The sequence below is a fragment of the Zobellella iuensis genome, assembly GCF_016746085.1.
In the GTDB taxonomy this organism is placed as follows: Bacteria; Pseudomonadota; Gammaproteobacteria; order Enterobacterales; family Aeromonadaceae; genus Oceanimonas; species Oceanimonas iuensis.
Genome location: NZ_JAERTZ010000026.1, coordinates 444,854 through 468,667, shown reverse-complemented (window position 1 = coordinate 468,667; position 23,814 = coordinate 444,854). Strand labels below are relative to the sequence as shown.

The 23,814-nt window shown below is 64.6% G+C and carries 27 protein-coding genes; 23 read left to right on the top strand and 4 right to left on the bottom strand.

Annotation, left to right across the window (positions count from 1 at the left end):
• Positions 1-72: 72 nt before the first annotated feature.
• The 3 genes from JKV55_RS16220 to flgA form a co-directional block, all read right to left on the bottom strand.
• A complete protein-coding gene (locus tag JKV55_RS16220) occupies positions 73-495 on the bottom strand; it encodes a flagellar protein FlgN (protein WP_202087845.1) in 423 nt (140 codons plus the stop codon).
• Positions 492-773 (bottom strand): flagellar biosynthesis anti-sigma factor FlgM, encoded by a 282-nt coding sequence (gene flgM, locus JKV55_RS16215; RefSeq protein ID WP_202087844.1) that lies wholly within the window; start codon positions 771-773, stop codon positions 492-494. The genes JKV55_RS16220 and flgM overlap by 4 nt, the downstream gene beginning before the upstream one ends.
• Before the next feature lie 68 nt (positions 774-841).
• Positions 842-1,585 (bottom strand): flagellar basal body P-ring formation chaperone FlgA, encoded by a 744-nt coding sequence (gene flgA / locus JKV55_RS16210; protein WP_202087843.1) that lies wholly within the window; start codon positions 1,583-1,585, stop codon positions 842-844.
• A gap of 81 nt (positions 1,586-1,666) precedes the next feature.
• Between flgA and flgB the strand changes: the two genes are divergently transcribed.
• The 21 genes from flgB to JKV55_RS16100 all read left to right on the top strand — a co-directional run bounded on the left by flgB (position 1,667) and on the right by JKV55_RS16100 (position 19,742).
• Complete coding sequence (flgB, locus tag JKV55_RS16205; protein WP_202087842.1) at positions 1,667-2,032, top strand: flagellar basal body rod protein FlgB; 366 nt, start codon at positions 1,667-1,669, stop codon at positions 2,030-2,032.
• 2 nt (positions 2,033-2,034) lie between these two features.
• On the top strand, positions 2,035-2,454 hold the full coding sequence (flgC, locus tag JKV55_RS16200) for a flagellar basal body rod protein FlgC (protein WP_202087841.1): 420 nt from the start codon (positions 2,035-2,037) through the stop codon (positions 2,452-2,454).
• A 2-nt stretch (positions 2,455-2,456) separates the two neighbouring features.
• A complete protein-coding gene (locus JKV55_RS16195; protein WP_202087840.1) occupies positions 2,457-3,113 on the top strand; it encodes a flagellar hook assembly protein FlgD in 657 nt (218 codons plus the stop codon).
• Between the two features lie 19 nt (positions 3,114-3,132).
• A complete protein-coding gene (locus JKV55_RS20175) occupies positions 3,133-4,713 on the top strand; it encodes a flagellar hook-basal body complex protein (protein WP_304952628.1) in 1,581 nt (526 codons plus the stop codon).
• Between the two features lie 10 nt (positions 4,714-4,723).
• On the top strand, positions 4,724-5,452 hold the full coding sequence (locus tag JKV55_RS16180; protein ID WP_202087839.1) for a flagellar basal body rod protein FlgF: 729 nt from the start codon (positions 4,724-4,726) through the stop codon (positions 5,450-5,452).
• Between the two features lie 40 nt (positions 5,453-5,492).
• Complete coding sequence (gene flgG, locus JKV55_RS16175) at positions 5,493-6,278, top strand: flagellar basal-body rod protein FlgG (RefSeq protein ID WP_202087838.1); 786 nt, start codon at positions 5,493-5,495, stop codon at positions 6,276-6,278.
• Positions 6,275-6,949, top strand: coding sequence for a flagellar basal body L-ring protein FlgH (gene flgH / locus JKV55_RS16170; RefSeq protein WP_202087837.1), 675 nt, complete (start codon positions 6,275-6,277; stop codon positions 6,947-6,949). The genes flgG and flgH overlap by 4 nt, the downstream gene beginning before the upstream one ends.
• Before the next feature lie 14 nt (positions 6,950-6,963).
• Positions 6,964-8,067, top strand: coding sequence for a lateral flagellar basal body P-ring FlgIL (fgIL, locus tag JKV55_RS16165; protein WP_439654916.1), 1,104 nt, complete (start codon positions 6,964-6,966; stop codon positions 8,065-8,067).
• A gap of 8 nt (positions 8,068-8,075) precedes the next feature.
• Complete coding sequence (locus tag JKV55_RS16160) at positions 8,076-8,462, top strand: rod-binding protein (RefSeq protein ID WP_202087835.1); 387 nt, start codon at positions 8,076-8,078, stop codon at positions 8,460-8,462.
• A 4-nt stretch (positions 8,463-8,466) separates the two neighbouring features.
• The gene (gene flgK / locus JKV55_RS16155; RefSeq protein WP_202087834.1) at positions 8,467-9,789 is read left to right on the top strand and encodes a flagellar hook-associated protein FlgK; all 1,323 of its coding nucleotides are present in this window, start codon (positions 8,467-8,469) and stop codon (positions 9,787-9,789) included.
• Positions 9,790-9,813: 24 nt separating this feature from the next.
• Positions 9,814-10,710, top strand: coding sequence for a flagellar hook-associated protein FlgL (gene flgL / locus JKV55_RS16150; RefSeq protein WP_202087833.1), 897 nt, complete (start codon positions 9,814-9,816; stop codon positions 10,708-10,710).
• Between the two features lie 18 nt (positions 10,711-10,728).
• Complete coding sequence (locus JKV55_RS16145; RefSeq protein WP_237332906.1) at positions 10,729-11,727, top strand: hypothetical protein; 999 nt, start codon at positions 10,729-10,731, stop codon at positions 11,725-11,727.
• Between the two features lie 450 nt (positions 11,728-12,177).
• Positions 12,178-13,017, top strand: coding sequence for a lateral flagellin LafA (gene lafA, locus JKV55_RS16140; protein ID WP_202087832.1), 840 nt, complete (start codon positions 12,178-12,180; stop codon positions 13,015-13,017).
• 491 nt (positions 13,018-13,508) lie between these two features.
• Positions 13,509-14,840: a flagellar filament capping protein FliD gene (gene fliD, locus JKV55_RS16135; RefSeq protein WP_237332905.1), complete on the top strand. Its 1,332-nt coding sequence runs from the start codon at positions 13,509-13,511 to the stop codon at positions 14,838-14,840.
• A gap of 19 nt (positions 14,841-14,859) precedes the next feature.
• On the top strand, positions 14,860-15,255 hold the full coding sequence (gene fliS, locus JKV55_RS16130) for a flagellar export chaperone FliS (protein ID WP_202087831.1): 396 nt from the start codon (positions 14,860-14,862) through the stop codon (positions 15,253-15,255).
• Positions 15,256-15,343: 88 nt separating this feature from the next.
• Complete coding sequence (locus JKV55_RS16125) at positions 15,344-15,673, top strand: hypothetical protein (RefSeq protein WP_202087830.1); 330 nt, start codon at positions 15,344-15,346, stop codon at positions 15,671-15,673.
• A complete protein-coding gene (locus tag JKV55_RS20170) occupies positions 15,670-16,704 on the top strand; it encodes a flagellar hook-length control protein FliK (RefSeq protein WP_202087829.1) in 1,035 nt (344 codons plus the stop codon). Before JKV55_RS16125 ends, JKV55_RS20170 begins: the two co-directional genes overlap by 4 nt.
• A gap of 14 nt (positions 16,705-16,718) precedes the next feature.
• A complete protein-coding gene (locus JKV55_RS16115; protein WP_202087828.1) occupies positions 16,719-17,210 on the top strand; it encodes a flagellar basal body-associated FliL family protein in 492 nt (163 codons plus the stop codon).
• 8 nt (positions 17,211-17,218) lie between these two features.
• Entirely contained in the window at positions 17,219-17,941 is a 723-nt protein-coding gene (locus JKV55_RS16110) for a FliA/WhiG family RNA polymerase sigma factor (RefSeq protein ID WP_202087827.1), read from the top strand.
• Positions 17,941-18,801, top strand: coding sequence for a flagellar motor stator protein MotA (gene motA, locus JKV55_RS16105; protein ID WP_202087826.1), 861 nt, complete (start codon positions 17,941-17,943; stop codon positions 18,799-18,801). The genes JKV55_RS16110 and motA overlap by 1 nt, the downstream gene beginning before the upstream one ends.
• The gene (locus tag JKV55_RS16100; RefSeq protein WP_202087825.1) at positions 18,801-19,742 is read left to right on the top strand and encodes a flagellar motor protein MotB; all 942 of its coding nucleotides are present in this window, start codon (positions 18,801-18,803) and stop codon (positions 19,740-19,742) included. The genes motA and JKV55_RS16100 overlap by 1 nt, the downstream gene beginning before the upstream one ends.
• Before the next feature lie 32 nt (positions 19,743-19,774).
• Here the strand turns inward: JKV55_RS16100 and JKV55_RS16095 are convergent, their stop codons facing one another.
• Entirely contained in the window at positions 19,775-20,698 is a 924-nt protein-coding gene (locus JKV55_RS16095) for a lytic transglycosylase domain-containing protein (RefSeq protein ID WP_202087824.1), read from the bottom strand.
• Positions 20,699-20,799: 101 nt separating this feature from the next.
• Here JKV55_RS16095 and JKV55_RS16090 point away from each other — a divergent pair, with 101 nt between their 5' ends.
• Both JKV55_RS16090 and JKV55_RS16085 read left to right on the top strand, forming a co-directional pair.
• A complete protein-coding gene (locus JKV55_RS16090) occupies positions 20,800-21,093 on the top strand; it encodes a hypothetical protein (protein WP_202087823.1) in 294 nt (97 codons plus the stop codon).
• A gap of 140 nt (positions 21,094-21,233) precedes the next feature.
• Complete coding sequence (locus JKV55_RS16085) at positions 21,234-23,807, top strand: putative bifunctional diguanylate cyclase/phosphodiesterase (RefSeq protein WP_202087822.1); 2,574 nt, start codon at positions 21,234-21,236, stop codon at positions 23,805-23,807.
• Positions 23,808-23,814 lie beyond the last annotated feature (7 nt).

Below are 23,814 nucleotides of genomic sequence, written 5' to 3'. Positions count from 1 at the left end.
TTCAGTGGACCATCCCACCAACGGCGCCGGGGTTTGGTCGAATAAATTCGACCCTACAAGTCGGCCAACCAGTCAGTCCGGTGCGTAGGTGGGGGCGCTCAGTTCTAGGTGACGCTCCAGCCATTCCTTCTGGCTGGCCAGCAGCCGGCCGTTGCCGTCGTTCAACTGCTTGCAGTGGCCGGCGGTCGCCAGCAGCTCCTGCCATTGCCGGCTCAATTCCCGGGCCGGCTTGTCGGGCAGTTGCCGGCACAGCCGTTCGATGGCCGCGCCGCCATGGGTTCCGCTCAGTTCCCGCGAGAGGACTTCCCGCCGTTCGCCAAGTTCGTTCAGCCGCCTGGAAAGCTGAAGCTGGCGGGGGTTGTGCACCAGCAGGCCCTGGTGATCCTGCCCGATCAGCAGCCGTCCCTGCTGCAGCAGCATCTGGTGCAGCTGGCTGTAGCCTTCCAGTTCCAGCTTGAGTAACTGCCAGAGCTGTTCCAGTTTCGCCCTGCTCATGACTTGCCGTGCAGATCTACGATGGCTCTGGACAGGGCGTCCATATCCAGGGGCAGGGCATTGTCGGCGATGGCCTGGCGCAGCATGGCCACTTTTTCCATATCCACTTCCGGCAGGGCATCCAGCTGCGCCCGCGCCTGCTGCACCATCTTCAGTTCCCGGCTGAGCCGGGGCGCCGAGTCCTGCCGGGGCGAGGCCCCGGTCGCCGGGCCTTTCCGACTGTCGTCCTGGGAGGAGAGGGGGCCGAGGGCGCCTATCCTCTGGGGGGAGATTTTCATAACACCATACCTGTTATCCGCTGCTGTATCTGCATAACGACCCGGGGGTGGAAAAACTTGAATTTCAATCACAACAGGGTCCGCACCCGGTTGGCGCCCACCACCCGGGCCTGGATTTCCTGGCCCGAGTCGCTGTTGCGCACCCGGATCAGCTCCCGCTCGGCACCGTTGTCCAGGGCCTGGCCCCGGGTGCTGATGGTGAAGCTCTCGCCCACCGCCTCTATCACCACCGCCTCTCCCCGGCGCACCAGCCAGGCCGGGGCCAGCAGGGCCGGGTAGAGCGGCTCGCCGGCCGGCAGATCCCGCAGCAGCCGTTGCTGCCCGGGGCGGGGGCCGCTGATAAAGCCCCGGTGCAGCCGGCCTATGTCCATGGCCTGCAGCTCGAGCCGGGCGGAAGCCAGCTCCTGCTGCCGGGACAGGGGCTCCGTCGCCACCCATACCGGCAACCGTACCCGCACCAGTACCCTGGCCCGGGTCTGCCAGCCGGGGCTGTCGGGGCAGTGGATCAGGTAGGGGATGCGCCCCCAGGGGCGGGCGTCCGGCTGGGCCGGGGTGAATTGCGGCGGCTGGCTGCATGCGGGCAGGTGGGCGGCGCCGGCGGGCAGCCAGGGTGCCATGTCGGCCTGGTAGGGCGGCCACTGCTGTTGCTCGGCGTGCAGCCGCAGGCGTTGCTCCGCCTCCCGGTGCAGATCGTCGGCCAGTTCGGCCCGCACCGGCAGGGCGAGCAGCAGGCACAGCAGCAGGGCGCTTCCGGGCGGAAGCCGGGCTTCCCCTGAACGGCGGAAAGCCAGGATGTTGATTAGGTAATTCATTGAATTTTATAAATTTTAATTAGTGGCATAAATCTTGTTTATAACAGGCCCATCGACTTGGCAAGTACATAAGGAAAGCGGATGGCCCTGGGGCTGGACAAGGCGCTTGGCATTCATCCCTACGCATTATCGCTCAGGATGGACAGAACACAATTACTGGCGGGCAACCTGGCCAACGTGGACACCCCCGGCTACCAGGCCCGGGATATCGACTACCGGGCGGTGCTGCAGCATACCGCCCGGCAGCTGGAACAAGGGCACAGCAAGCCGGGAGGGGCCGCCGAGAGCCTGTACCGTATTCCCTACCAGCCGTCCCAGGACGGCAACACGGTGGAGCTGTCGGTGGAGCAGACTGCCTTCGCCGAAAATGCCATGGATTTTCAGACCAGCCTGACTTTCCTGAACATCAAGCTACGGGGCCTGAACCAGGCCATAGAAGGACGTTGATCATGTCGTTTAGCGGCGTTTATGACATCGCGGCCAGCGCCCTGCAGGCGCAGACCAGCCGCATGAATACGGTGGCCTCCAACCTGGCGAATGCCGGCTCGGTGGCGGCCTCAGAGAAGGAAGCCTACCGGGCCATCAAGCCGGTGTTCGCCACCCTCTACCAGCAGGCCCAGACCGGCGAGCTGCAGGGGGCCAAGGTCAATATCGCCGGTGTACTCCAGTCCGACCGGGTGCCCGAGCGGCGCCACCAGCCGGATCATCCCCTGGCCGACAACGACGGCTATGTCTATCACGCCGGGGTGAATGTGATGGAGGAGATGGCCGACATGATGTCCGCCTCCCGCAGCTTCGAGTCGGCGGTGGAAGTCATAGGCCGGGTCAACAGCATGCAGCAGGGGCTGCTCAACCTGGGGCAGCGCTGATCATGGCATTGGCAAGCATCAACGGCCTGGACGGCGCCATGGGCTCGACCCTGGGCAACATCAGCCCCGGCAACGACATCGGCAGCCTGCGCAGCGAGTTCCTGCAGATGATGGTGGCCCAGATCAACAACCAGGATCCGCTCAATCCGATGGACGGCACCCAGTACGTCAGCCAGCTGGCCCAGTTCAGCATGGTGGAAGGCATAGAGCAGATGAAGATGCAGGGCCAGCAGCAGGCCACCCTGCTCGATACCCTGCAGGTGCTGGGCAGCACTTCCCTGATGGGCAAGCAGGTGACGGTGCCGGCCCAGAGCATCAGCCTGAGCGAGGCGGAAGCCCTGCAGGGCCGTATTCCGGTGCCGGCGGGTACCCAGCAACTGACCCTGACGGTGTTCGATGGCGCGGGCAAAGCCGTGTACGAACAGGAGTGGGGCGGGGTCAGCGGCGAGGTCGGCTTCAACCTGCCGGAACTCAAGGCCGGCGACTACCAGTTCCGGGTCCAGGCCCACCAGGACGGCCGGACGACGCCCCTGGCGCCCTATCTGTCCCGTACCGTCGAGAAGGTCAGCCTGCCCGGCGGCGGGGGCGAGATCATGCTCAGCCTGGCCGGCATCGGCCAGGTGTCGTTATTCCGGGTAACCGAGTTCGGTCAGCCCTAACCCATCAAGGAGCACACTCATGTCTTACAACATAGGTCTGAGCGGGCTGCGCGCGACCAACCAGTCGCTCGGCGTGATCAGCCACAATATCGCCAACGTATCCACCGCCGGCTTCAAGAGCGCCCGGGCCGAATTCGCCGCCGTCTACGGCGGCGGCCAGCCCGGCGGGGTGGAGGTGAACAACGTGTCCCAGAACTTCGAGCGGGACGGCGACGTGGTCAACACCGGCCGCTCCCTCGACCTGGCCATTTCCGGCAACGGCTTCTTCATGACCAGCCTGAACGGCCAGAGCGCCTATACCCGGGCCGGCACCTTCAACCGGGACGCGGACAACTTCATCGTGGCCAACAACGGCATGCGGTTGCAGGGCTATATGGCCGATGAGGCTGGCCAGCTGATCCAGGGCGTGGTGCAGGATCTGCGGGTGGACGTGGCCAACCTGCCGGCCCAGGCCAGCACCCGGCTCGATTTTGTCGCCAACCTCAAGGCCGATGCGGTGGCTCCCACCGGCGCCTTCGATACGGCGGAGGCCAGCAGCTACAACTTCTCCCAGTCCAGCGAACTGTACGACTCCCTCGGCACCCGCCATGTGCTGACCCAGTATTTCGTCAAAATGCCGGGTACGGCCAGCACCCAACTGAATTTTGCGGCCAACCTGAATGCTGACGCGACCATCCCGGAAAATGCGTTCGCTCCGACCAATTCCAGCAGCTATAACTTCTCCCGCTCCAGCGAGCTGTTTGATTCCCGGGGCAATAGCCATGTGATGACTCAGTATTTCGTCAAGACCGGCGCCGATACCTGGGAGGCGCACTACTATATTGACGGTAAGGCAGTAAGTACGCCCCAAAATCTCACCTTCAATCCCGCTGGTACTCTGGCAAGCCCAGGCAGTCTTACCCTGGAGTACGAGCCGGAAGGGGCTACCAAAATGATTATCGCCTTGGATCACTCCGGTATGACCCAGCATGCTTCTGGCTTCAATATGTCCCTTAACCAGGCTGATGGTGATCCGAGCAGCAATAGCTGGGAAGTGAATTATCGGATAGATGGTAAAGCGGTGGGAACCGTCCAGGCGCTGACCTTCAACACCGACGGTTCCCTGGCCACCCCGGCGGGCAATATCACCCTCAATTATGCCCCGGCCGGCGCCGAGGCCATGGAAGTGAGCCTGAATCCGGCCCGCATGACCCAATTCGCCGCCGACTTCAACGTGTCCCGCAACCAGCACGACGGCTATACCGCCGGCGAGCTGGCGGGCGTGCGTTTCGAGTCCAACGGCAACATGTACGCGGTGTTCACCAACGGCCAGGATCAGCTCAAGGGCAAGGTGGTGATGGCTCATTTCGCCAACCCCGACGGCCTGCGCCAGGGCGACGACACCAGCTGGCATCAGAGCTTCGCCTCGGGCGCGGCGGTCATCGGCGAGCCCGGCACCGGCGTGCTGGGCAGCCTGACCGCGGGCGCTTATGAAGGTTCCAACGTGGAGCTGACCGGCGAGCTGGTCAACCTGATGACGGCCCAGCGCAACTACCAGGCCAACTCTAAGAGCATCAGCACCGCCGACAAGATGACCCAGGTACTGTTCAACTCGTTTTAAGGACTAGCCCATGGATCGCCTGCTATACACCGCCATGTCGGGGGCCCAGCACAGCATGATGGCCCAGGCCATCAGGGCCAACAACCTGGCCAACGCCAACACCCAGGGTTTTCGGGCCGACTACGAGCAGGCCTCGGCCCATTTCCTGGCCGGCGACGGCCTGCGCACCCGGGCCCTGGCCCAGAGCCAGCCGGCCGGCACCAATATGGCGCCGGGGTTGTTGCAGCAGACCGGCCGGGATCTGGACATCGCCGTCCAGGGCGAGGGCTTTATCGCCGTGCAAAACGGCGAGCAGGAGGCCTACACCCGGGCCGGCAATATGCTGGTCAGCCCCGAGGGGGAGCTGACCATCAACGGCTACCCGGTGGTGGGCGACGGCGGCCCCCTGGTGCTGCCCGAGTTCAGCAAGATAGACATCGGCGCCGACGGCACCCTCAGCCTGACCCCGCCGGGGGGCGGCGCCCTGGTGGAAGGGGGCCGCATCAAGCTGGTGCTGCCCGAGGCCGGGGATCTGCAGAAGGGGCTGGACGGCCTCTTCTACCCCGAGCGGGGCCCGCAACTGGAACAGGACGACGAGGTGGTGCTCAAGCAGGGCCACCTGGAAGGCGCCAACGTCAACGTGGTGGAAGAGATGGTGCACACCATGGCCCTGGGGCGCCAGTTCGAGCTGCAGGTCAACGTGATGAAGGCCGCCGACGACCAGGCCCGGGCCGGTGCCCGGCTGATCCGCGGCAGCTGAGCCGCGGCCGTGATTTTGAATCAATCAACAGGATAACAGCATGCATTCAGCCTTATGGGTAAGCAAAACCGGTCTGAGCGCGCAGGATGCGCGCATGACCGCCATTTCCAACAACCTGGCCAACGTCAATACCGTGGGTTTCAAGCGGGACAGAGTGGCCTTCGAGGATCTGTTCTACCAGGTGCAGCGCCAGCCCGGGGCGGCGGCGGATCAGCAGAACCAGGTGCCCTCCGGCATCCAGATGGGCAACGGCGTCAAGGTGGTCGGCACCCAGAAGGTGTTCACCACCGGCAGCTTCCAGAACACCGGCCAGGAGCTGGACCTGGCCATCGTCGGCCAGGGCTTCTTCCAGATAGAGCGGCCCAACGGCGAGCTGGTCTATACCCGCAATGGCCAGTTCCACCGCAACGCCGAGGGGCTGATGGTCAACGCCGAGGGCCTGCCCCTGGTGCCGCAGATAGAGATACCGGAAAACGCCATCAATGTGGCGGTGGGCGCCAACGGCACCGTCACCGCCACGCTGGCCGGCCAGGCCGATCCCCAGGAACTGGGGCTTATCACCCTGGTGAACTTCGCCAACCCGGCGGGGCTGGAGGCCATGGGCGGCAACCTCTACCGCCAGACCGGCTCTTCCGGCGAGCCCCTCGAGGGCCAGGCCGGGGACGACGCCCTGGGCACCCTCAAGCAGGGCACCCTGGAAGGCTCCAACGTCAACGTGGTGGAGGAGATGGTGGACATGATCACCACCCAGCGCGCCTACGAGATGAACGCCAAGGTGGTGTCCGCCGCCGATCAGATGCTCAAGTTCGTGAGCCAGGCGCTTTGATGAAGAGCGCCAGGCACTGGCTGTGGGCCGGCCTGCTGGGGCTGGCCGGCTGCACTACCTATGAGTTGATCCCGCCGGAGCCGGGCGAGGAAGACTGGGCCCCGACCCTGGGCCAGGTATCGCCGCAGGAACAGCACCGGGATGGCAGCGCCTTCAACCAGCACTCCATGATCACCCTGTTCCAGGACCGGCGGGCCTATCGGGTGGGCGATATTCTGACCATCACCCTGGAAGAGCGCACCCAGTCCAGCAAGAAGGCCGACACCAGCATGGACAAGAGCAGCGGCATCGACATCCCGGCACCCATGGTGGGGCGCAAGCTCAGGACCAACCTGACCCTGGACGGAGCGGTGGACCGGGACTTCCGGGGCTCCGCCAGCACCAGCCAGCAGAACGCCCTGTCCGGCTCCATCACGGTGACGGTGGCGGAAGTGCTGCCCAACGGCGTGCTGCGGGTGCGGGGCGAGAAATGGATCAAGCTGAATCAGGGCGACGAATACGTGCGCCTGAACGGCCTGGTGCGGGTGGATGATATCGACGGCCAGAACCGGGTGTCGTCCCTGCGGTTGGCCGACGCCCGCATCACCTATGCCGGGCGCGGCGCCCTGGCCGACACCAACCAGGCCGGCTGGCTGAGTCGTTTCTTCAACAGCAGCTGGTTCCCCCTTTAGGAGTTGCCATGAGAATGCCGATATTGATGGCCTTGTTGCTGGCCTGGCTGCCGGTGCTGGCCGACGCCCAGACCCGGGTACGCCCGCTGCTGGACGTGGTGGACGTGCAGGGCATCCGCGACAACCAGCTGGTGGGCTACGGCCTGGTGGTGGGGCTGTCCGGCACCGGCGATCGCAGCCAGGTGAAGTTCACCGGTCAGTCCATGACCAATATGCTGCGCCAGTTCGGGGTGCAGCTGTCCGACAGCACGGATCCCCGGCTGAAGAACGTGGCGGCGGTGTCGGTGCACGCCACCCTGCCGGCCCTGGCCGGGCGGGGCCAGACCCTGGACGTGACCGTTTCCTCCATCGGCGATGCCCGCAGCCTGCGCGGCGGCAGCCTGCTGCTCACCCCCTTGCGCGGGGTGGATGGCCAGGTCTACGCCGTGGCCCAGGGCAACCTGGTGGTGGGTGGCCTGCAGGCCGAGGGCAACAGCGGCTCCTCGGTCACGGTCAACGTGCCTACCGCCGGCATCATCCCCAACGGGGCGCTGATCGAGCAGGAGATTCCGTCCACCTTCGCCAGCACCCCCATGGTGACCCTCAACCTCAAGGACGCCAATTTCCGCACCGCCCGCAACGTGGAGCAGGCCATCAACCAGGTGTTCGGCCCCGACGTGGCCAGGGCCACCGGCCCCCGGGCCATCGAAGTGCAGGCGCCGGCGGACAGCCGCCAGCGGGTGACCTTTATGTCGATGCTGGAGGATATCCGGGTGGAAATGGGGCAGAACAGGCCCAGGGTGGTGTTCAACAGCCGCACCGGCACCGTGGTGGTGGGGCAGGACGTGAAAGTGCGCGCCGCGGCGGTGAGCCACGGCAACCTGACGGTGACCATCACCGAGCGTTTCAACGTCAGCCAGCCCAACCCTCTGTCCCAGGGCCAGACCACGGTCACGCCCGAGTCGGACCTGCGGGTGGAGCAGGACGACGGGCGCATGTTCGTCTGGCCCGAGGGAACCTCCCTCGACGAGATAGTGCAGGCGGTCAACAGCCTGGGCGCCAAGCCGGACGACTTGATGTCGATACTGCAGGCGCTCAACGAGGCCGGCGCGCTGGAAGCGGAACTGGTGGTGTTGTAGGAGAACAGATGAAAACCCAAACCGCGACTTACCTGCAATGGCAGGGGCTGGAGCAGCTCAAGCAGCAGCCCGTCGAACAGGCGGTGGAGCAGGCGGCGGAACAGTTCGAGGCCCTGTTCCTGCAGCAGGTGCTCAAGCAGATGCGCTCGGCCAGCGACGCCCTGCGGGATCCCGACGGCCCTTTCGCCCCCGGCCCCCGGGAGGAGATGATGCGCGACTGGTACGATGGCCAGACGGCCATGAACCTGGCTTCCCGGGGGCAGACCGGCCTGAGGGACTTGCTGGTCAGCCAATTGAGCTCGCCGTTAAAGAATTCGGAGCCTGCGGTCGTTGCTAGTGGGGAGACGCCCATCGCCGCCTTCAGCCAGCCGCTGAGGGCGAACAGGAACGGATAAAACCATGGCAATGATCAACAACGGCTTGTCGGGCCTGCTGGCCTCCCAGACCGCCCTCAACACCATGAGCCAGAACGTGGCCAACGTGAACGTGCCCGGCTATACCCGCCAGGAAGTGATGCTGAGCGCCCGCCAGTCCGGCTTCGGCGTCATGGGCGGCAACGGCGTGCAGGTGACCGGCCTGCGCCGGGTGACCGACGACTTTCTCGCGGTGCAGCTGTGGCGCGCCGAGTCCGACGCCGGCTACCGGACTCAGGTGAGCGGCTACCTGGATCAACTGGAGACGGTGCTCGGCAGCCCGGACAGCAGCCTGCTGCCCGGCCTCAACAACTTCTTCGCCGCCCTGCACAGCGCGGCGGAAACGCCCCAGAGCACGGCGCCCCGGCAGCAGATCATCGCCTCCGCCGGCGCCCTGGCCCAGCGTTTCAACTACCTGGCCGCCCAGCTGGATGCCCAGCAGCGGCGGGTGCTGGACCAGACCGACGCGGTCAACAGCCAGGCCAACAGCCTGCTGGCCCAGCTGGCCGAGCTCAACGACCAGATCAAGAAGGTGGGCGCCAAGGGCGGCAACACCGGCGTCCTCGAAGACAGCCGCGACGAGACCCTGCGCCGTCTGTCCGGCCTGGTGGAAATCCGCACCGCCCGCCAGCAGGACGGCACCCTCAACATCAGCCTGAGCCAGGGCCAGCCCCTGGTGCTGGGCAACCAGGCGGCCCGTATCGAACGCCAGGATCAGGATATCGGCGTCCATTTCGCCGGCCAGGAATTCCCCCTCGACGGCGGCATCGGCGGCAGCCTGGGCGGCCTTATCCTGCACCGGCACCAGCAGCTGCTGCCGGCCCGGGAAGAGCTCGACCGCATCGCGGCCGACTTCGCCGGTAAAATCAACGATCAGCTGGCCCTGGGCGAGGATCTCCATGGCCAGCCGGGCCGGCCCCTGTTCAGCCTGGACGGCAATGACGCCGCCGGCAGCATCCGGGTGGCGGAAGGGCTGCAGGCGGAGGATCTGGCCCTGTCGGGCACCAGTGCCGCCGGCCCGGGCAACAACGACAACCTGCGGGCCCTGTTGGCGCTGGAAGACGGCGGTTACGAAGCCTTTCGCACCCTGGTGGGCGCGCTCGCCATCACCAGCGCCCAGTGGCAGGCGGACGCGGCGGCGGCCAATAATATCCGCGCCGAGGCCCAGGCCCGGCGCGACGGGGTGAGCGGCGTCAACCTGGATGAAGAGGCGATGAACATGATGACCTATGTGCAGAGCTACCAGGCCAACGCCAAGGTGATCAGCACCGCCGACCAGCTGTTCAACACCCTGTTGAACATGATGTAACCGCCCAGCGAGGAAGATTCCCCCATGCGTGTAAGTACAGGACAAATCCAGCGGATGGTGATGCAGAGCCTGCAGCAGGGCGGCGCCGACTACGGCAAGCTGATGCAGCAGATGGCCAGCGGCAACCGCCTGCTCAAGCCCTCCGACGATCCCCTGGCCACGGTGCGGCTGCAGGGCATCGACAAGGAGCTGAGTGCCCTCGACCAGTACGAGAAGAACGCCGTCCAGGTGAAGAGCCGGCTCGGCCAGCAGGAAACCCAGGTAGACGGCATGAAGGAGATACTGCTGCGGCTGCGGGACATGACGGTGGAGGCGGGCAACGGCAGCTACGAGCTGGCCGAGCGCCAGGCCCTGACCCACGAGATGGTGTCCCTCAAGCAGGCCCTGCTCGACCTGGCCAACGCCCGCAACGAGGAAGGCCACTATGTCTTCGCCGGCTCCCGCACCGACCGGCCGGCGGTGGCCGAGACCGCGCCCGGGGTATTCGACTACCAGGGCGACGACTACCAGCGCAGGGTGGCCATCGCCAATGGCGTTATGGTGCCGGCCAACGACAGCGCCGAGCGGCTGTTGTTCAACGGCGGCAACCTGTTGCAGGATATCCACGGTTTTATCGCCCTGCTGCAAAGCACCCCCGGCAATATCGGCCATGCGGTGGGCGACATGCTCGACAGCCTGGACCAGGGCATAGGTAATATCACCCGGTCGCTGACCGATATCGGCGGGCGCATCAACAGCCTGGATCAGGTGGTGGCCGCCCACGGCGAGATGAAGGTGTTCGGCCAGGGGTTGCACAACGAGCTGTCCGCCCTCGACTACGGCGACGCGGCCATGAACATGCAGCAGATACTGCTGGCGCTGCAGAGCACCCAGCAGACCTATGTCAACGTCAACAAGCTGTCCCTGTTCAATGCCCTGTAACGGATGACGGGAGCCAATATGCAAGTCAGCAACGGACGCCTCAACCCGGCCCAGGCCGGGGTGGCGGCGCCGGCGACCATCGCCGGCAGCCCGGCCGGGGGCGAGGACAAGGCGAAGCGGCGGGAGCGGCAGGAGGCACTGCTCTCCGCGCCCGGCCGCTTCCAGCAATGGGGCCGGCTCGGCCAGGCCCAGAACCGGGTGGCCCAGCTGCAGGCGGCGGAGCAGTCCCTGAGCCAGGTGTACCTGCAGTTGCGCACCCTGGCCCAGCGCATGCACGCCTCGGCCATGAGCCCGGAGCAGCAGGGCCGCTGGGGCGAGCAACTGGCCCGGCTGTCGGAGCAGTTGCAGCGGGAAGGGCAGCTGGACGCCCGGCTGCAGCCCAGGGCCCTGGAAGGGGACGCCGCCCGTCATCGCTACCTGCTCGACAAGGTGGACCTGCTGGGGCCGCGCCCGGTGCGGGAGCGGGTGTCGCTGCTGCTGGCGGGCCAGCAGCAGGCCATGGGCATCACCATAGCCCCGGGCCAGCGGCCGGCGGACACCCTGGCCCAGCTCAACCGCCACCTGGCGCCGCTCGGTATCGGTGCCGAGAGCGAGCAGGGCAGGGTGCAGCTGGTGGCGAAAGGCCAGGCGGACGCGGTGCTGCGCCAGCCGATACTGATGCAGGGCGAGGGGGTGCGGGTGCCGGCCGGCGAGCCGGTATTGATCAAGGCCAGCCCCGAGCCCGATGCCCTGGCGCCCCTGGCCGAGGCGGCGCGCAAGGGCGAGCTGTTGAGCGAGCGGGAGCACCTCAACCGGGTGATGGCCCGCATCCAGGATTATGCCCAGCGACTGCAGGCCCAGCGCCAGCTGATACTGCAGCAGATGGCCGACGACTGGCCGGCCCCGGCCATCGAGCAGCGGGGCGACACCGCGCCCCTGGCCGGCCCCGCCAGCCGCTTCGAGCAACTGGTGGCCGCCCTGCTGGCCCAGGCCAATGTCTCCCGCCATAACGCCGTGGCCCTGCTGCGCAAGGAATAAGCGGCCGGGTGCCCAGCTCTCGGCGTGACGGTAAGCCCTCATGGTCTGGTTTATCGCCGGACATGCTCCCCTCGACACCGCTGTTTACTGGTGGTCACCTCCGCGAAGACGGAGGACCATAAAGTATTGCACTGGACTCCCGCCTTCGCGGGAGTGACGACAGGGCAGGCCGGCGCTTTGTCGGCGGTCCACTGCCGCCAGGCTTCACTCTTTTAGTCGTGGTGGGTCATGCCCGCGGAGGCGGGCAGCCAGGAAATCCGACTCACGGCGTCTTCAGGAAAGTCGCGTCATGCCCGCGAAGGCGGGCATCCAGGGCCGATGGCGCCGGGTGCATGGTTTGTCCTCCTCACCTCACCCCTCAAAAAATATTTCCGCCTTAATTAAAGTTGCCGTCCGGTGCCGCCGTTTTATCAAGGGGAACCAAGCAACCCTTTTTAAAAGGAAAAGATTATGGGCCTGTCTATTCATACCAATTACACTTCCCTGGTGACCCAGAACACCCTGAATTCCACCAACAAGATGCTGGGCAATGCCATGGAGCGCCTGGGCACCGGTTTCCGTATTAACTCCGCCGCCGACGACGCCGCCGGCCTGCAAATCGCCACCCGCCTGCAAGCCCAGAGCAATGGCATGAGCGTGGCCATGCGCAATTCCCAGGACGCCATCTCCATGCTGCAGACCGGCGAGGGCGCCATGGATGAAGTTACCAATATCATGCACCGGATGAAGGATTTGGCTACCCAAGCAGCCAACGATACCAACAGCGATGATGACAGAACTGCAATGCAAACCGAGTATGACGAGCTTGGCAATGAACTGACTAATATTATTACCAATACCAAGTATGCCGGTGATGATTTGTTTGCTGCAGGAGGCAAATTTACCGCAGCAGCTTCATTCCAGATCGGTGCCAGCAGTGCGGAAACTCTGTCATTTAATGCAAGTGTTAATTTGGCGGCAGTTACAGCGGCAATTACAACAATCAAAGCAGAAACGCTTGATGATGCAGCCAATGCAGGCAGCGCTATCGATGAGCTGGAAACCGCTTTGAATGATGTGGGTACCCTGAGGGCCCAGTTCGGCGCCAATATTAACCGCCTGGAGCATACCATTAATAACCTGTCCAATATGCGCGAAAATACCGAGTCCGCCAAGGGCCGTATTATGGACGCGGACTTCGCCCAGGAAGCCTCCAATATGACCAAAAACCAGATGCTGATGCAGTCCGGCATGTCGGTGCTGAGCAACGCCAACCAGATGAGCGGCCTGGTGATGTCGCTGCTGCGCTAAGCGCATCCTTACTTCCTTTTTGTGGGGCTCCGCCGTGGAGCCCGCCTGTTGTTCATGTTCCATGTCCTCTGGATATGGCTCGTCTCTTGCGGTCCCTCGGGGCCGCCTTTTTGTTTTTGTCCCGCCGATTCAAGTCCGCCGCCACCCCGGTCGTTAGCAGTATCTAGCGAGCACCCTTTGTCCTTCCCAAGACTCCAGTGTCTTCTGCTGGCACCACCAGCGGACGGCGTCCGGGCTTGAAAGAGGCGACAGGGATTGTCTCCGCCGACCGTCACATGCCAGGGGGCGCGAAGCGCCTTGCACCGCCGCCAGCATCGCGAAGCGATGATACGGCGGTTTCCGCGACATTCGGCATGTGCCGAGCGTCACAGGGATGTGCTTGAAGCGTGTCGGCGGAGGTGGCCCTGTTGCCTCTGAACTATGTGGACTGGTGAACTTTTAAACTGAACGGTGCTCCAGTGCACCCATCACAACACACCCCGGAGGTGGCAATGTTTGGAATGAACGGCATGGATCCGTCCACCATGGCCCAGGCCCTGATGAGCGCCGAGCGCACCCCGCTGGACACCCTGATCAGAAGCCAGCGCAGCCAGATCAGCGCCCAGAAGGACGCCTACAACAAGATCAAGGGCAAGCTGCAGGCGCTGCAGGACGCCGTCAAGGCCCTGAACACCGGCAAGGGGCTGCAGAGCCAGGCGGCCAGCTTCTCCGCCGAGGGCTACGCCGGCGCCAGCCTCAAGCGCGGCGCGGCCAACGGCGACTACCAGCTCTACGTCAAACAGCTGGCCCAGGCGGATCAGTATTCCCTGGCCCTGGATGAAAACTGGACGGTGCCGGCCCAGGGCGTGCTGGAGATAACCGTGGCCGGCGACACCCTGAGCCTGGATCTGGCCGCGCACGCGGGCAAGAGCCTGGCCGGCCTGCGCGACGCCATCAACGGCGCGGCGGACAACAGCGGGGTGCAGGCCTCCCTGGTGCGCAGCAACGGCCAGACCCACCTGATGCTGACCGGCGCTAAAACCGGCGCCGATCAGGCCCTTACCATCAGCCTGAGCGGCGGTGACGGCAGCGCCGCCTATACCGAGCTGGAGGCGGCCCTGGCGGGCAAGACCCGACTCGGCCAGGCCCAAAACGCGCAGATTGAGCTGGGCGGGGCCGGCGGCCTGCTGCTGGAAAGCGCCAGCAACAGCTTCGACAACCATATCGACGGCCTCAACCTGACGGTGCAGAAGGCCCACGCCCGGGATGGCGGCGGCAACTATACCGACGCCCCCCTCACCCTGACCGTGGCCACCGACAAGGCGGCGATAGAAGAATCCCTCAAGGGGGTGGTGAGCGCCTACAATGCCCTGGTGGCCGAGGTGGAGCTGCAGACCAAGGGCGGCGAGGGCAAGACGGCGGCCCTGAGCGGTGACAGCCTGAGCCGGGGCCTGGTGGGCCGGCTGCGAGCCATCCTGTCCAACCCGGGCGGCGGCCTGAGCCTGGCGGAGATCGGCATCAAGACCGACCGCCAGGGCAAGCTGTCGCTGGATACCGAGGCCATGGCCAGGTTGCAGCAGAGCAGCCCCGGCGCCCTGGAAGAGGCGCTGACCGGCGCCGGTGGCCTGCTGACCCGGATGGAAACCGACATCAAGCCCTACCTGGATCGCAACGGCATACTGGTACAGCGGGACCGCAGCCTCAAGCTGGGGCTGGATCGCCTCACCGACCGGCAGGAGGCGCTGGACAACCGCATGGACAAGGTCTACCAGCGCTACCTGGCCCAGTTCACCCGCATGCAAACATTGGCACAACAAATGCAGCAGACCATGGGCATGTTCTAAATCGAGGCAGGAGCTTCCCATGTTTGATGCCGATACCGGCTTTGATATTTACCAGCACACCCAGACCGATGCCCGGGCCGCCCAGGCCTCGCCCCGGGAGCTGGTGCTGATGCTGATGGACGGGCTGCTGGACGAAATCGCCCGGGCCGAAGGCCATATACAGGCGGGGCGGAACCGGGAAAAGGGCATCTCCATCGCCAAGGCCATCGATATCCTCGGCGGCCTGGACAGCGCCCTGGACATGGAGCAGGGCGGCGAGCTGGCCGCCAACCTGCACCAGCTGTACGACTACTGCGGTCGCCAGTTGTTCGGTGCCAGCGTCCACAACGATCTTTCCCAGCTGGTGCCCGTGGTGCGGGTGCTGCAGGATCTGCGCGAAGGCTGGGACAGGCTCGGCCAGGAGGCCGGGGCCTGATGGCGGTACGGAACCTTTTGGCCACCCCGGCGGAAACCGGGGCGGAAACGGGGATTCCGCTTTGGGGTTGGAGCGGGAGACGCCGGGCATGAACACCTCCTCGATAGCCCCTTTGTTCGGCCGGCTGCTGCTGCTGCAGGGCAATGTGCAGCAGGCGGTAAACGCCAGGCAATGGGGCTGGCTGGAAGAGCTGGACAAGCAGCTCAGGTTGCTGCTGCAAGAGCTGGAGCCCTATCGCCACGGATTAAACGAGCGGCAACGGGCGGCGCTGGCCCAGTTCGGCCGCCAGTATCGCCAGGCCTGGCAGCAGGTCAGTGACGAGGCCGCTCGGCTCGACGAACAGCTGCAGGCCCTGCGCCGGCGGCGGGAAGGCTCGCTCGCCTACGACTGGGTCAGCCAGGCGGGAGGAGAGGAATGATAACCCGGCAATGGGTTTCCCTTCCCGTGGGCGGGGAGATGACGGTACGGAAGGGGCCCGAGCGGCATCCCGATGGCGACGCCGGCGAAGGATTCGGAGGCATGGCCGAGCAGATGGCCGCCCTGCTGCCGTCGGAGCCGACCCCGCTGCCGATGGCCGCAGAGGAGCAGACGGCGGAGTTGCCTGTTGTGCCGGAGCCGGTTGTCCAGGCCGAAGGCATGCACCCCGTGTCGCCGGCAGCGCCGGCCTGGCCGGAGCCGCTTCCCGTGGCGGGTACCCCGGTGGCCGCCCCGGCGGAAGCGGGCGGCGCACGCCCGGCCCCCGGGGAAACCGCTTCCCCCATGACCTTGGGGCTCCGCCATTTCGCCGACAGCGGGGCTGTCCCTGCCGCCCGCCACCAAAGCGCACCACCGGCGCAATCCGATGCCTCTGCCGGCCGGCGCACCAGCGCCCTGGCCCTGCAGGGGGAACTGGCGCTCAAAGCTTCCGCCTTGCCGCCGGTCGTTCCCCAGGTTTCCCAAGAGGGGGAAAGAGCCGCCTCGCCCATGACCAGCCCACCGCCTTTTTCGGCGGCGGAACGTCCCTCGTCCGCCGTGCATGAATGGGCCGCCATCAAGGTGGAACAGAGCGCCGCCGGCAACAAGGCGGCCCTGGGCCAGCAGCTGCTGCACAGCCTCAAGGAAAAGGTGGAGATGCAGCTGAATCAGCAGGTGCAGCAGGCCAGGATCAAGCTGGACCCGCCGGAAATGGGGCGGCTGGAGCTGACGGTGCGGGTGGAAGGCGACCGGCTGCATATCCAGCTCAACGCCAGCCAGGGTGCGGTACGCGAGGCGCTGGCCTCCCAGCTCGACCGGCTGCGGGCCGAACTGCTGCCCCACCATGCCGGTGGGGTGGAGGTGAACGTGGGCCAGGGCGATCGCCAGGGGCGGGAAGACAGTGACGACATGGCCATCGCCAACGCCGTCGCCGAAGAAGAAAACAACACCGGGAGCGGTGCCCGCTCCCGGGACTGGATCAATGCCCTGGTATAACAGAGGAAGCGAAAGTGGCAGAAAAATCCCGAGCCAAGACCCTGATGGTACTGCTGTTGGTACTGGCCGCCCTGCTGGGCGGCATGTGGACCGGCACCTTCGTGCTGGCCGATTACCGGGAAAGCTGGGCCAAGGGCGAGCTGGTATCCGGTTTACTGGAGAAAAAGGCCAGGCCCGAGCCGGTGTCCGAACCCCGCTTCAAGCAGCTGGATCAGTTTGTGATAGGACTGCCCGGCAGCGGCCGCAACCATTACATGGTGCTGGAGCTGGCCCTGATGAGCCGGCAGGCGGAGCAGCTGCAACTGTGGGAGGGCGTATTGCCGGCATTGCGCAACACCACCCTCGGCTATTTCAGTGGTTTTGATCACGAGCGGGTACAGGGGCAGTTGCAGGACATGGGGCAGTTCGAACAGGAGTTGCAAACGGCGCTCAACCAGCGGTTGCAAAGCTATGGCTATGCTCCCTCGGTGGAAGGGGTGTTGATCACCAAGCTGGTTATCCAATAGGGGTTGTTATGTTGCTGGAGCTGGACTGGTCCACGGCTGACGATGCTCAGCCGCTGGCGAGGGTTGAACACGAAAGCCACTGGCTCAGCCAGTATATGCCGCTGGTCAGGCGCGTATTGGGACAGCTTAAAAACCAGGCCGGCACCGTGATCGATGCGGACGACCTGGCCCAGATCGGCATCATGGGGCTGCTGGAAGCCCTGCGCCGCTATGGGGGCCCGCCCGATGAGGGATTCGCGGCGTTTGCCTTCAAACGGATCCGCGGCGCCATTCTGGACGAACTCCGCCGCCATGACTGGCGGCCGCGCCAGCTGCGCCAGCAGAGCCACCAGTGCAGCCAGGTCGAACGGGAGCTGATGCGCCGGCTGGGGCGCCGTCCCAGCGAGCCGGAGCTGGCCCAGGCCATGGGCGTCGACATCGGTGAACTGCGCGACATCATTTACGCCGGCCAGATGGCGGAAATGGAGAGCCTGCAGCAGCTGCTGGAACATGGGGTGGAGCCGGCCCAGGAGGCCTCGTTCAGCCGGCTGGAGCAGCAAAGAACCATTACCGGGTTGCTGGAACGGCTGCCCGAGCGGGAACAGCGGCTGATGTCGCTCTATTACCAGCACGAACTCAATATGAAGGAGATAGCCCTGGTGCTGGATCTCACCGAATCGAGAGTGTGCCAGTTGCACAAGCAGTGCCTGGCGTTGTTGAACCGTGAACTCACGGCGAATGGAGAACAGTAATGCAGAAGCTGGTAGGGATCCTGGTCGTTTTCATCTGTGTCTTTGGCGGTTTTGTCATGGCCAACGGCCAGTTGATGGCCCTGTGGCAGCCGGCGGAAATCGTGATCATCGTCGGCGCCGGTTTGGGGGCGCTGATCATGGGCAACTCCATGGCGGTGCTGAAGGGCATATGGCTGCAGCTCAAGGCGGTGTCGAAGGGCAACAAGGAGGATGCGGAGCTTTACCGCCAGCTGTTGCCGCTGCTGCACCAACTGCTGGAGGAAACCCGGGCCAAGGGGCTGAAGGCGCTGGACGGCCATGTGGAGTCGCCCAAGGACAGCCCCCTGTTCGGCCGTCATCCCCTGGTGGCCGGTAATCCGGTCTTGCTCGGTTTTATTATCGACAACCTGCGCATGCTGGGCATGGGCAAGCTCAACGCCCATGAGCTGGAAGGCCTGCTGGAGCAGGAAATAGAGGCCTTGGAGGAGAGCATGCTCAAGCCGTCCCAGGCCCTGGCCAAGACGGCCGATGCCATGCCCGGTTTCGGCATACTGGCGGCGGTGATGGGCATCATCATCACCATGCAGCACCTGGACGGGCCCCTGACCTATATCGGTTTGCATGTGGCGGCGGCCCTGGTCGGCACCTTCCTCGGGATCTTTGCCTGCTATTGCCTGCTGAGCCCCATGAGCAATGCCATGGAGCAGTGGGTGGGGCGGCGCATCACCGCCCTGGAGTGCGTGCGCGCCGTGCTGGTATCCCATGTTGGCGGCAAGTCGCCGCTGCTGGCGGTGGATGCAGGACGCAAGCTGATTGAGCAGGACATCAAGCCCAGCTTTATCGAGATGGAGTCCTGGGTCGCGGAAAGGGAAGCCTCCTGATGCGCGATCACGGCACCGTTATCGTCAAGCGCAAGTCACGCGGCAAGCACGACAGTCACCATGGGGGCGCCTGGAAAGTCGCCTTTGCCGACTTCGCCCTGGCCATGATGGCGCTGTTCATGGTGCTGTGGATACTGGCGGTGTCGAGCGAGCAGGAGCGGGAACTGGTGTCGACCAGCCTGCGCGATTACTCGGTGTTCGAAGGGTCTCCCAGCCCCTACCTGCTGGGGGGCACCCCTTTCCCGGTGGACTTGCAGGGGATGCCCATCGATCAGCTCCCGGGGCAGGAAACCCCGCGGCACGACACCGTGGCCCTGGCCGGCGAGGAGCTGGCGATCACGGCCTTATCGAGGGGACGCTTTGAGTCCGAGCAGGATCGCCAGCTGCTGGCCATGCTGATCGGCCAACTGGCCGAACGCCGCGGCATGGAAGGCAACCTGCTGCTGGACATAGTGCCGGAGGGGCTGCGGGTGCAAATCCATGACCACAGCCAGAAGCCCATGTTCAGCCGGGGCAGCGCCCGGTTGTCGGCGGATTTTGAGGGGTTGTTGAAAGAGCTGGCGCCGATATTCGACAAGGTGGAAAACCGGCTGATTATCTCCGGCCATACCGATTCGGTGCGCTACGTGAGCCAGCACTACTCCAACTGGGACCTGTCCGGAGCGCGCGCCCAGAACGTGCGTCAGCTGCTGGAGCTGTCCGGCATGCCGGCCGGTCGGGTACTGCAGGTGGTGGCCATGTCGGATCAGGCGCTGCTCGACAAGCAGCAGCCGACCTCGGGCGCCAACCGCCGGGTCGAACTGCTGCTGCTGAGCCGGCCGGCGGAGCAGTTGCTGGAGCAGCTGTTCGACGCCGGCCTGCCGAACGGCGTGTTCAACAAGGCCGAGCAGAGTGCCCGGCTGAGCGAACGGCCGGCGCCGCCGGAAGTGGCCGCTCAGTAGCACGGCACTGGTAGGGTCGACTTCAGTCGGCCTCAGTACCCCGGCCAGCCCGGCGGCGGGGCGAAGTCGAACAGGGCGTCCGCCTCGCCGAACAGGCCGGCGGAGGAAGAGAGATCCAGCCCCGCCGCTCTGGCCATAAACAGCGGCTGGGGCGGGATGCCGATAAAGCCGTCGCCGTCGTCCTGCCCCGCGGTCTTGACCAGGATCGAATATTCCCGCCGAAGCGACAACCGCTCTCCCTTCAGGCCGAGATTCCAGCTTTTCAGTTGTGCTATGGTCACCCCCAGCCGGGCGGCCAGCTGCGGCAGGGAAATCGGTCCCTCCACCCGGTGCTCCCGCAGCACGGGGGCGCTGCCTATCCCGGGCGACGGCATCAGCCGCTGCACCGCCAGGAAGCGGGGTACATATTTCCGGGTTTCCTCGGGTAGCGGCAACTGCCAGAAATCCCGGCTTCCGCTGCGCTCCATGGCGCGCCTGACCCGTCCTTCGCCGGCGTTATAGGCGGCCAGGGCCAGCAGCCAGTCACCCTCGAAGTGGCGATGCAGCCAGGCCAGGTAGTCGATGGCCGCGCGGCTGGCGGCCAGGGGAGCAAAGCGGCCGTCAAACTCTTCGTCTATCAGAACGCCGAAACGTTGCGCCGTGGCGGGCATCAGTTGCCACAGGCCGGCGGCGCCCACCGGCGACACCGCCCCCGGCAGGTAGGCGCTTTCCACCGCCGGCAGCCAGGCGAGGCTGGAAGGCAAGGCCTGCTGGCGCAGCAGCGGAAGCAGATGGGGAAGCCAGGTTTCCGCCCGCTCCCGGCTGCGTTGCAGATGCGCCGGGTGCCGGCGCAGGTAATCCAGCTCTTGTTGTACTTTCGGGTGCGAGTAGACGCTGTCCGGCAATGCCAGGGCCGCAACCCGGGTGGTGGACAGTAATCCGAGCAATATAACGATGGTCAGGCACGTATTTTTCATGCCAGAGGTAAGGCAATTTATATACCAGAACTTTATTTTCGGGCCCGGTGGTCGTTATAAATGAAGTAATAAGGACGGGCGGAGCGTTAACGGGCGAAGCGATGGCAGCCAATAGAGTCGATAATCCCGGGCTGGGGCGTATCTTGCACAAGGTGACCCTCTATCTGATCCTGGTGAACCTGGGGTTGTTACTGGGCTATGGCCTGCAACTCCCGGCCCTTGGCCTTGGCAGTTTTGTGCCGATCAGTCTGTTGCTGGTGCTTTACCAGCTGGTGATCACCCGGCTGATGTATCTGGAGGCCCGGCGCAGCAACGATGGTTATCTGATTTACCCTGTGGTATTGGCAGGCCTGATACTGTGCCTGCTGCTGGTCGGCTCTGTCCTTACATCCTGAGCGCGGCAACCGCCGTGGCTCCGGATGTTAATGCCTTGTTTTTATTGTTGATGTACATCAATAAAACGCCGCATTCACCATGCATACTGTTATCCCCTTGGGTATAGTCTGCGCTTTGGTGACAAGGAGAGTACCCCGCCATGGCCGGACGCCCGACCACGATCAAGCGTTATCTGTTGAATCGCACCCTGCTGTTTTCCGTTATCGGCTTCCTGCTGTTGCTGCTGGTGGCCAATCAGGCCTATCAGAGCAGCATCCGGGAAAACGCGCGGCAGGTGGCGGCCTCGGTGGCGGAGAATACCTTCAACTCCATGTATATGATCATGAGCCAGGGCTGGACCCGCGGCCAGCTGGAGTCTTTCCTGGCGCAACTGGAGGCGGGCAGCGCCGGCGGCAGCTTCCATATCGGCCTGTACCGGGGGGAACTGGTCAATGAACGTTTCGGCGATATCGAGCAACCGACGCCGGATGCGGCCCTGCAACAGGCGCTGCACAGCGGCACCATCGCCGCCTTCGACCGGGGCGAGCACCTGCGCTACCTCTATCCGCTCAATGCCAGCGAGAACTGCCTGGCCTGCCATACCAACGCCCGGCTGGGGGATACCCTGGGGGTGATCGAGGTCGGCCAGGATCTTTCGCCCCAGCTGGGGCTGGCCAATCGCAACCTGCTCTATTACCTGCTGCTGCTGTCACCGTTGCCGCTGTTGTTCGCCTTCTGGGCGGTGCGCCGGGTCAGCCTGCATATCAACGATTCGGTTCAGCACCTGTCCCGCAGCATAGAGCAGGTGGAAAGCCTGTCGGATCTGTCGCGCATGGGCGAAGATCGCCGCCAGTTCCGCTTCAAGGAGATGAACAACATCTTCGGCCAGGTGGAGCAGCTGGCGGACAAGCTGCGCAATATCGCAGTGGACAAGGATCTGCTGGAGTTCGAAATCCGCCTGCTGGAAAAGTTCGTGATCACCTCGGAAGTGGTGCGCGACTGGCGGGAATACGTCAACGTGCTGATGCTCGACATCAACCGGGTGCTGGACATCTACACCATGTTCTCCATCTTCAAGGTGGACGACGAGCTGTTCGACCTGGAGATCTTCTGGCTGCATCCGCCCAGCCCCCGCACCCGCGACATGATGGAACGGGCGGTACTGGCCCGGCTCCGGGCCCAGGACTCCTTCTTCAGCCACAGTGAGTTCAAGCTGCACCACAACATGGTGCAGGGTGGCGGCAGCGTGGTGATCGAACTGGATGCCCACGACATCGAGCTGCAGACCAAGTCGCTGCTGGTGGAAACCCCCAAGATCGGCGGTATCGTCGGCATAGGGGTACAGGCGGACATCGTCAAGGACAAGACCAAGGTGCTGGTGCTGGAAAGCATCCTCTCCACCCTGCTCAACGTGGTGGGCTCGGTCAAGGCCATCTACAAATACACCCGGGATCTGGAGTATTACGCCACCCGGGATCCGCTCACCAACCTCTACAACCAGCGCATGTTCTGGGAGCTGCTCGACTACGAGCTGGACCGCAGCCGCCGGCACGGCTATCCGGTGGCCATGCTGCTGCTGGATCTGGACAACTTCAAGTCGGTCAACGACGGCTACGGCCACGCCAGCGGCGACCGGCTGCTGACCGAGCTGTCGCTGCTGCTCAAGCAGCAGCTCGGCAACGGCGACGTGCTGGCCCGTTACGGCGGCGACGAGTTCGTCATAGTGCTGCCGGAAGCCGACCTGGACAAGGCCGACCGGGTGAGCGAACGGGTGTTGAAGGCGCTGGACGGTTTCGTGATGGAGCACGACGGCAGTGCCCTCAAGACCACCTGCTCCATCGGGGTGGGCATCTACCCCGATCATGCGGACAACGCCAAGGAACTGTTCATGTTCGTGGACAACCTGATGTACCGCGCCAAGGCCCAGGGCAAGAACCGGGTCAGCCTGCCGAAAGAGCAGGATGTGGCGGACATCTTCCGCGATATGAGCGAAAAAACCCAGCTGGTGAACCAGGCCATAGAGCAGCGTACCCTGTTGCCGGTGTTCCAGCCCATACTGCCCTTGGCCGACGGCCAGCCAGGGGCGGTGGAGGTGCTCAGCCGGATCCGTCTGGCGGACGACAGCCTGATGAACGCCGGCGAGTTCATCGAGATCGCCGAGTCCATGGGCAAGGTGCACCTGCTCGACTACATAGTGATGGAAAAGGCCTTCGGCCAGGTGCGCGACACCGGTTACCGGGGCCTGCTGTTTATCAACCTGTCGCCCCGGGCGGTGCTGGTCAACGACTTCCTGGCCCGGGTCAATGGCCTGGTGACTCAATATGCCATGACCCCGGAGCGGATCGTGTTCGAAATCACCGAGCGGGACACGGTGAAGAGCATGGTGCTGCTGGAGAAATTCATCCGGGCCCTGAAAGATGCCGGATTTTTGCTAGCGATCGACGATTTTGGCTCGGGTTTCTCCTCATTTCACTACCTGAAGCACCTGCCCATCGACTTCGTCAAGATCGAGGGCGAGTTTATCGCCAACATGGCCAACGACAGCCGGGACATGGCCTTCGTCAGCAGCATCACCCAGCTGGCGCGCCAGCTGGAGGTGAAGACGGTGGCCGAATACGTGGAAACCGAAGAGGTGCTGGCGCTGGTGCGGGCCACCGGCATCGACTATGCCCAGGGCTACCATATCGGCCGGCCGACGCCGGAGCTGGCGTCCGTGATGGCGCGGATGGGCTGAGCCGTTG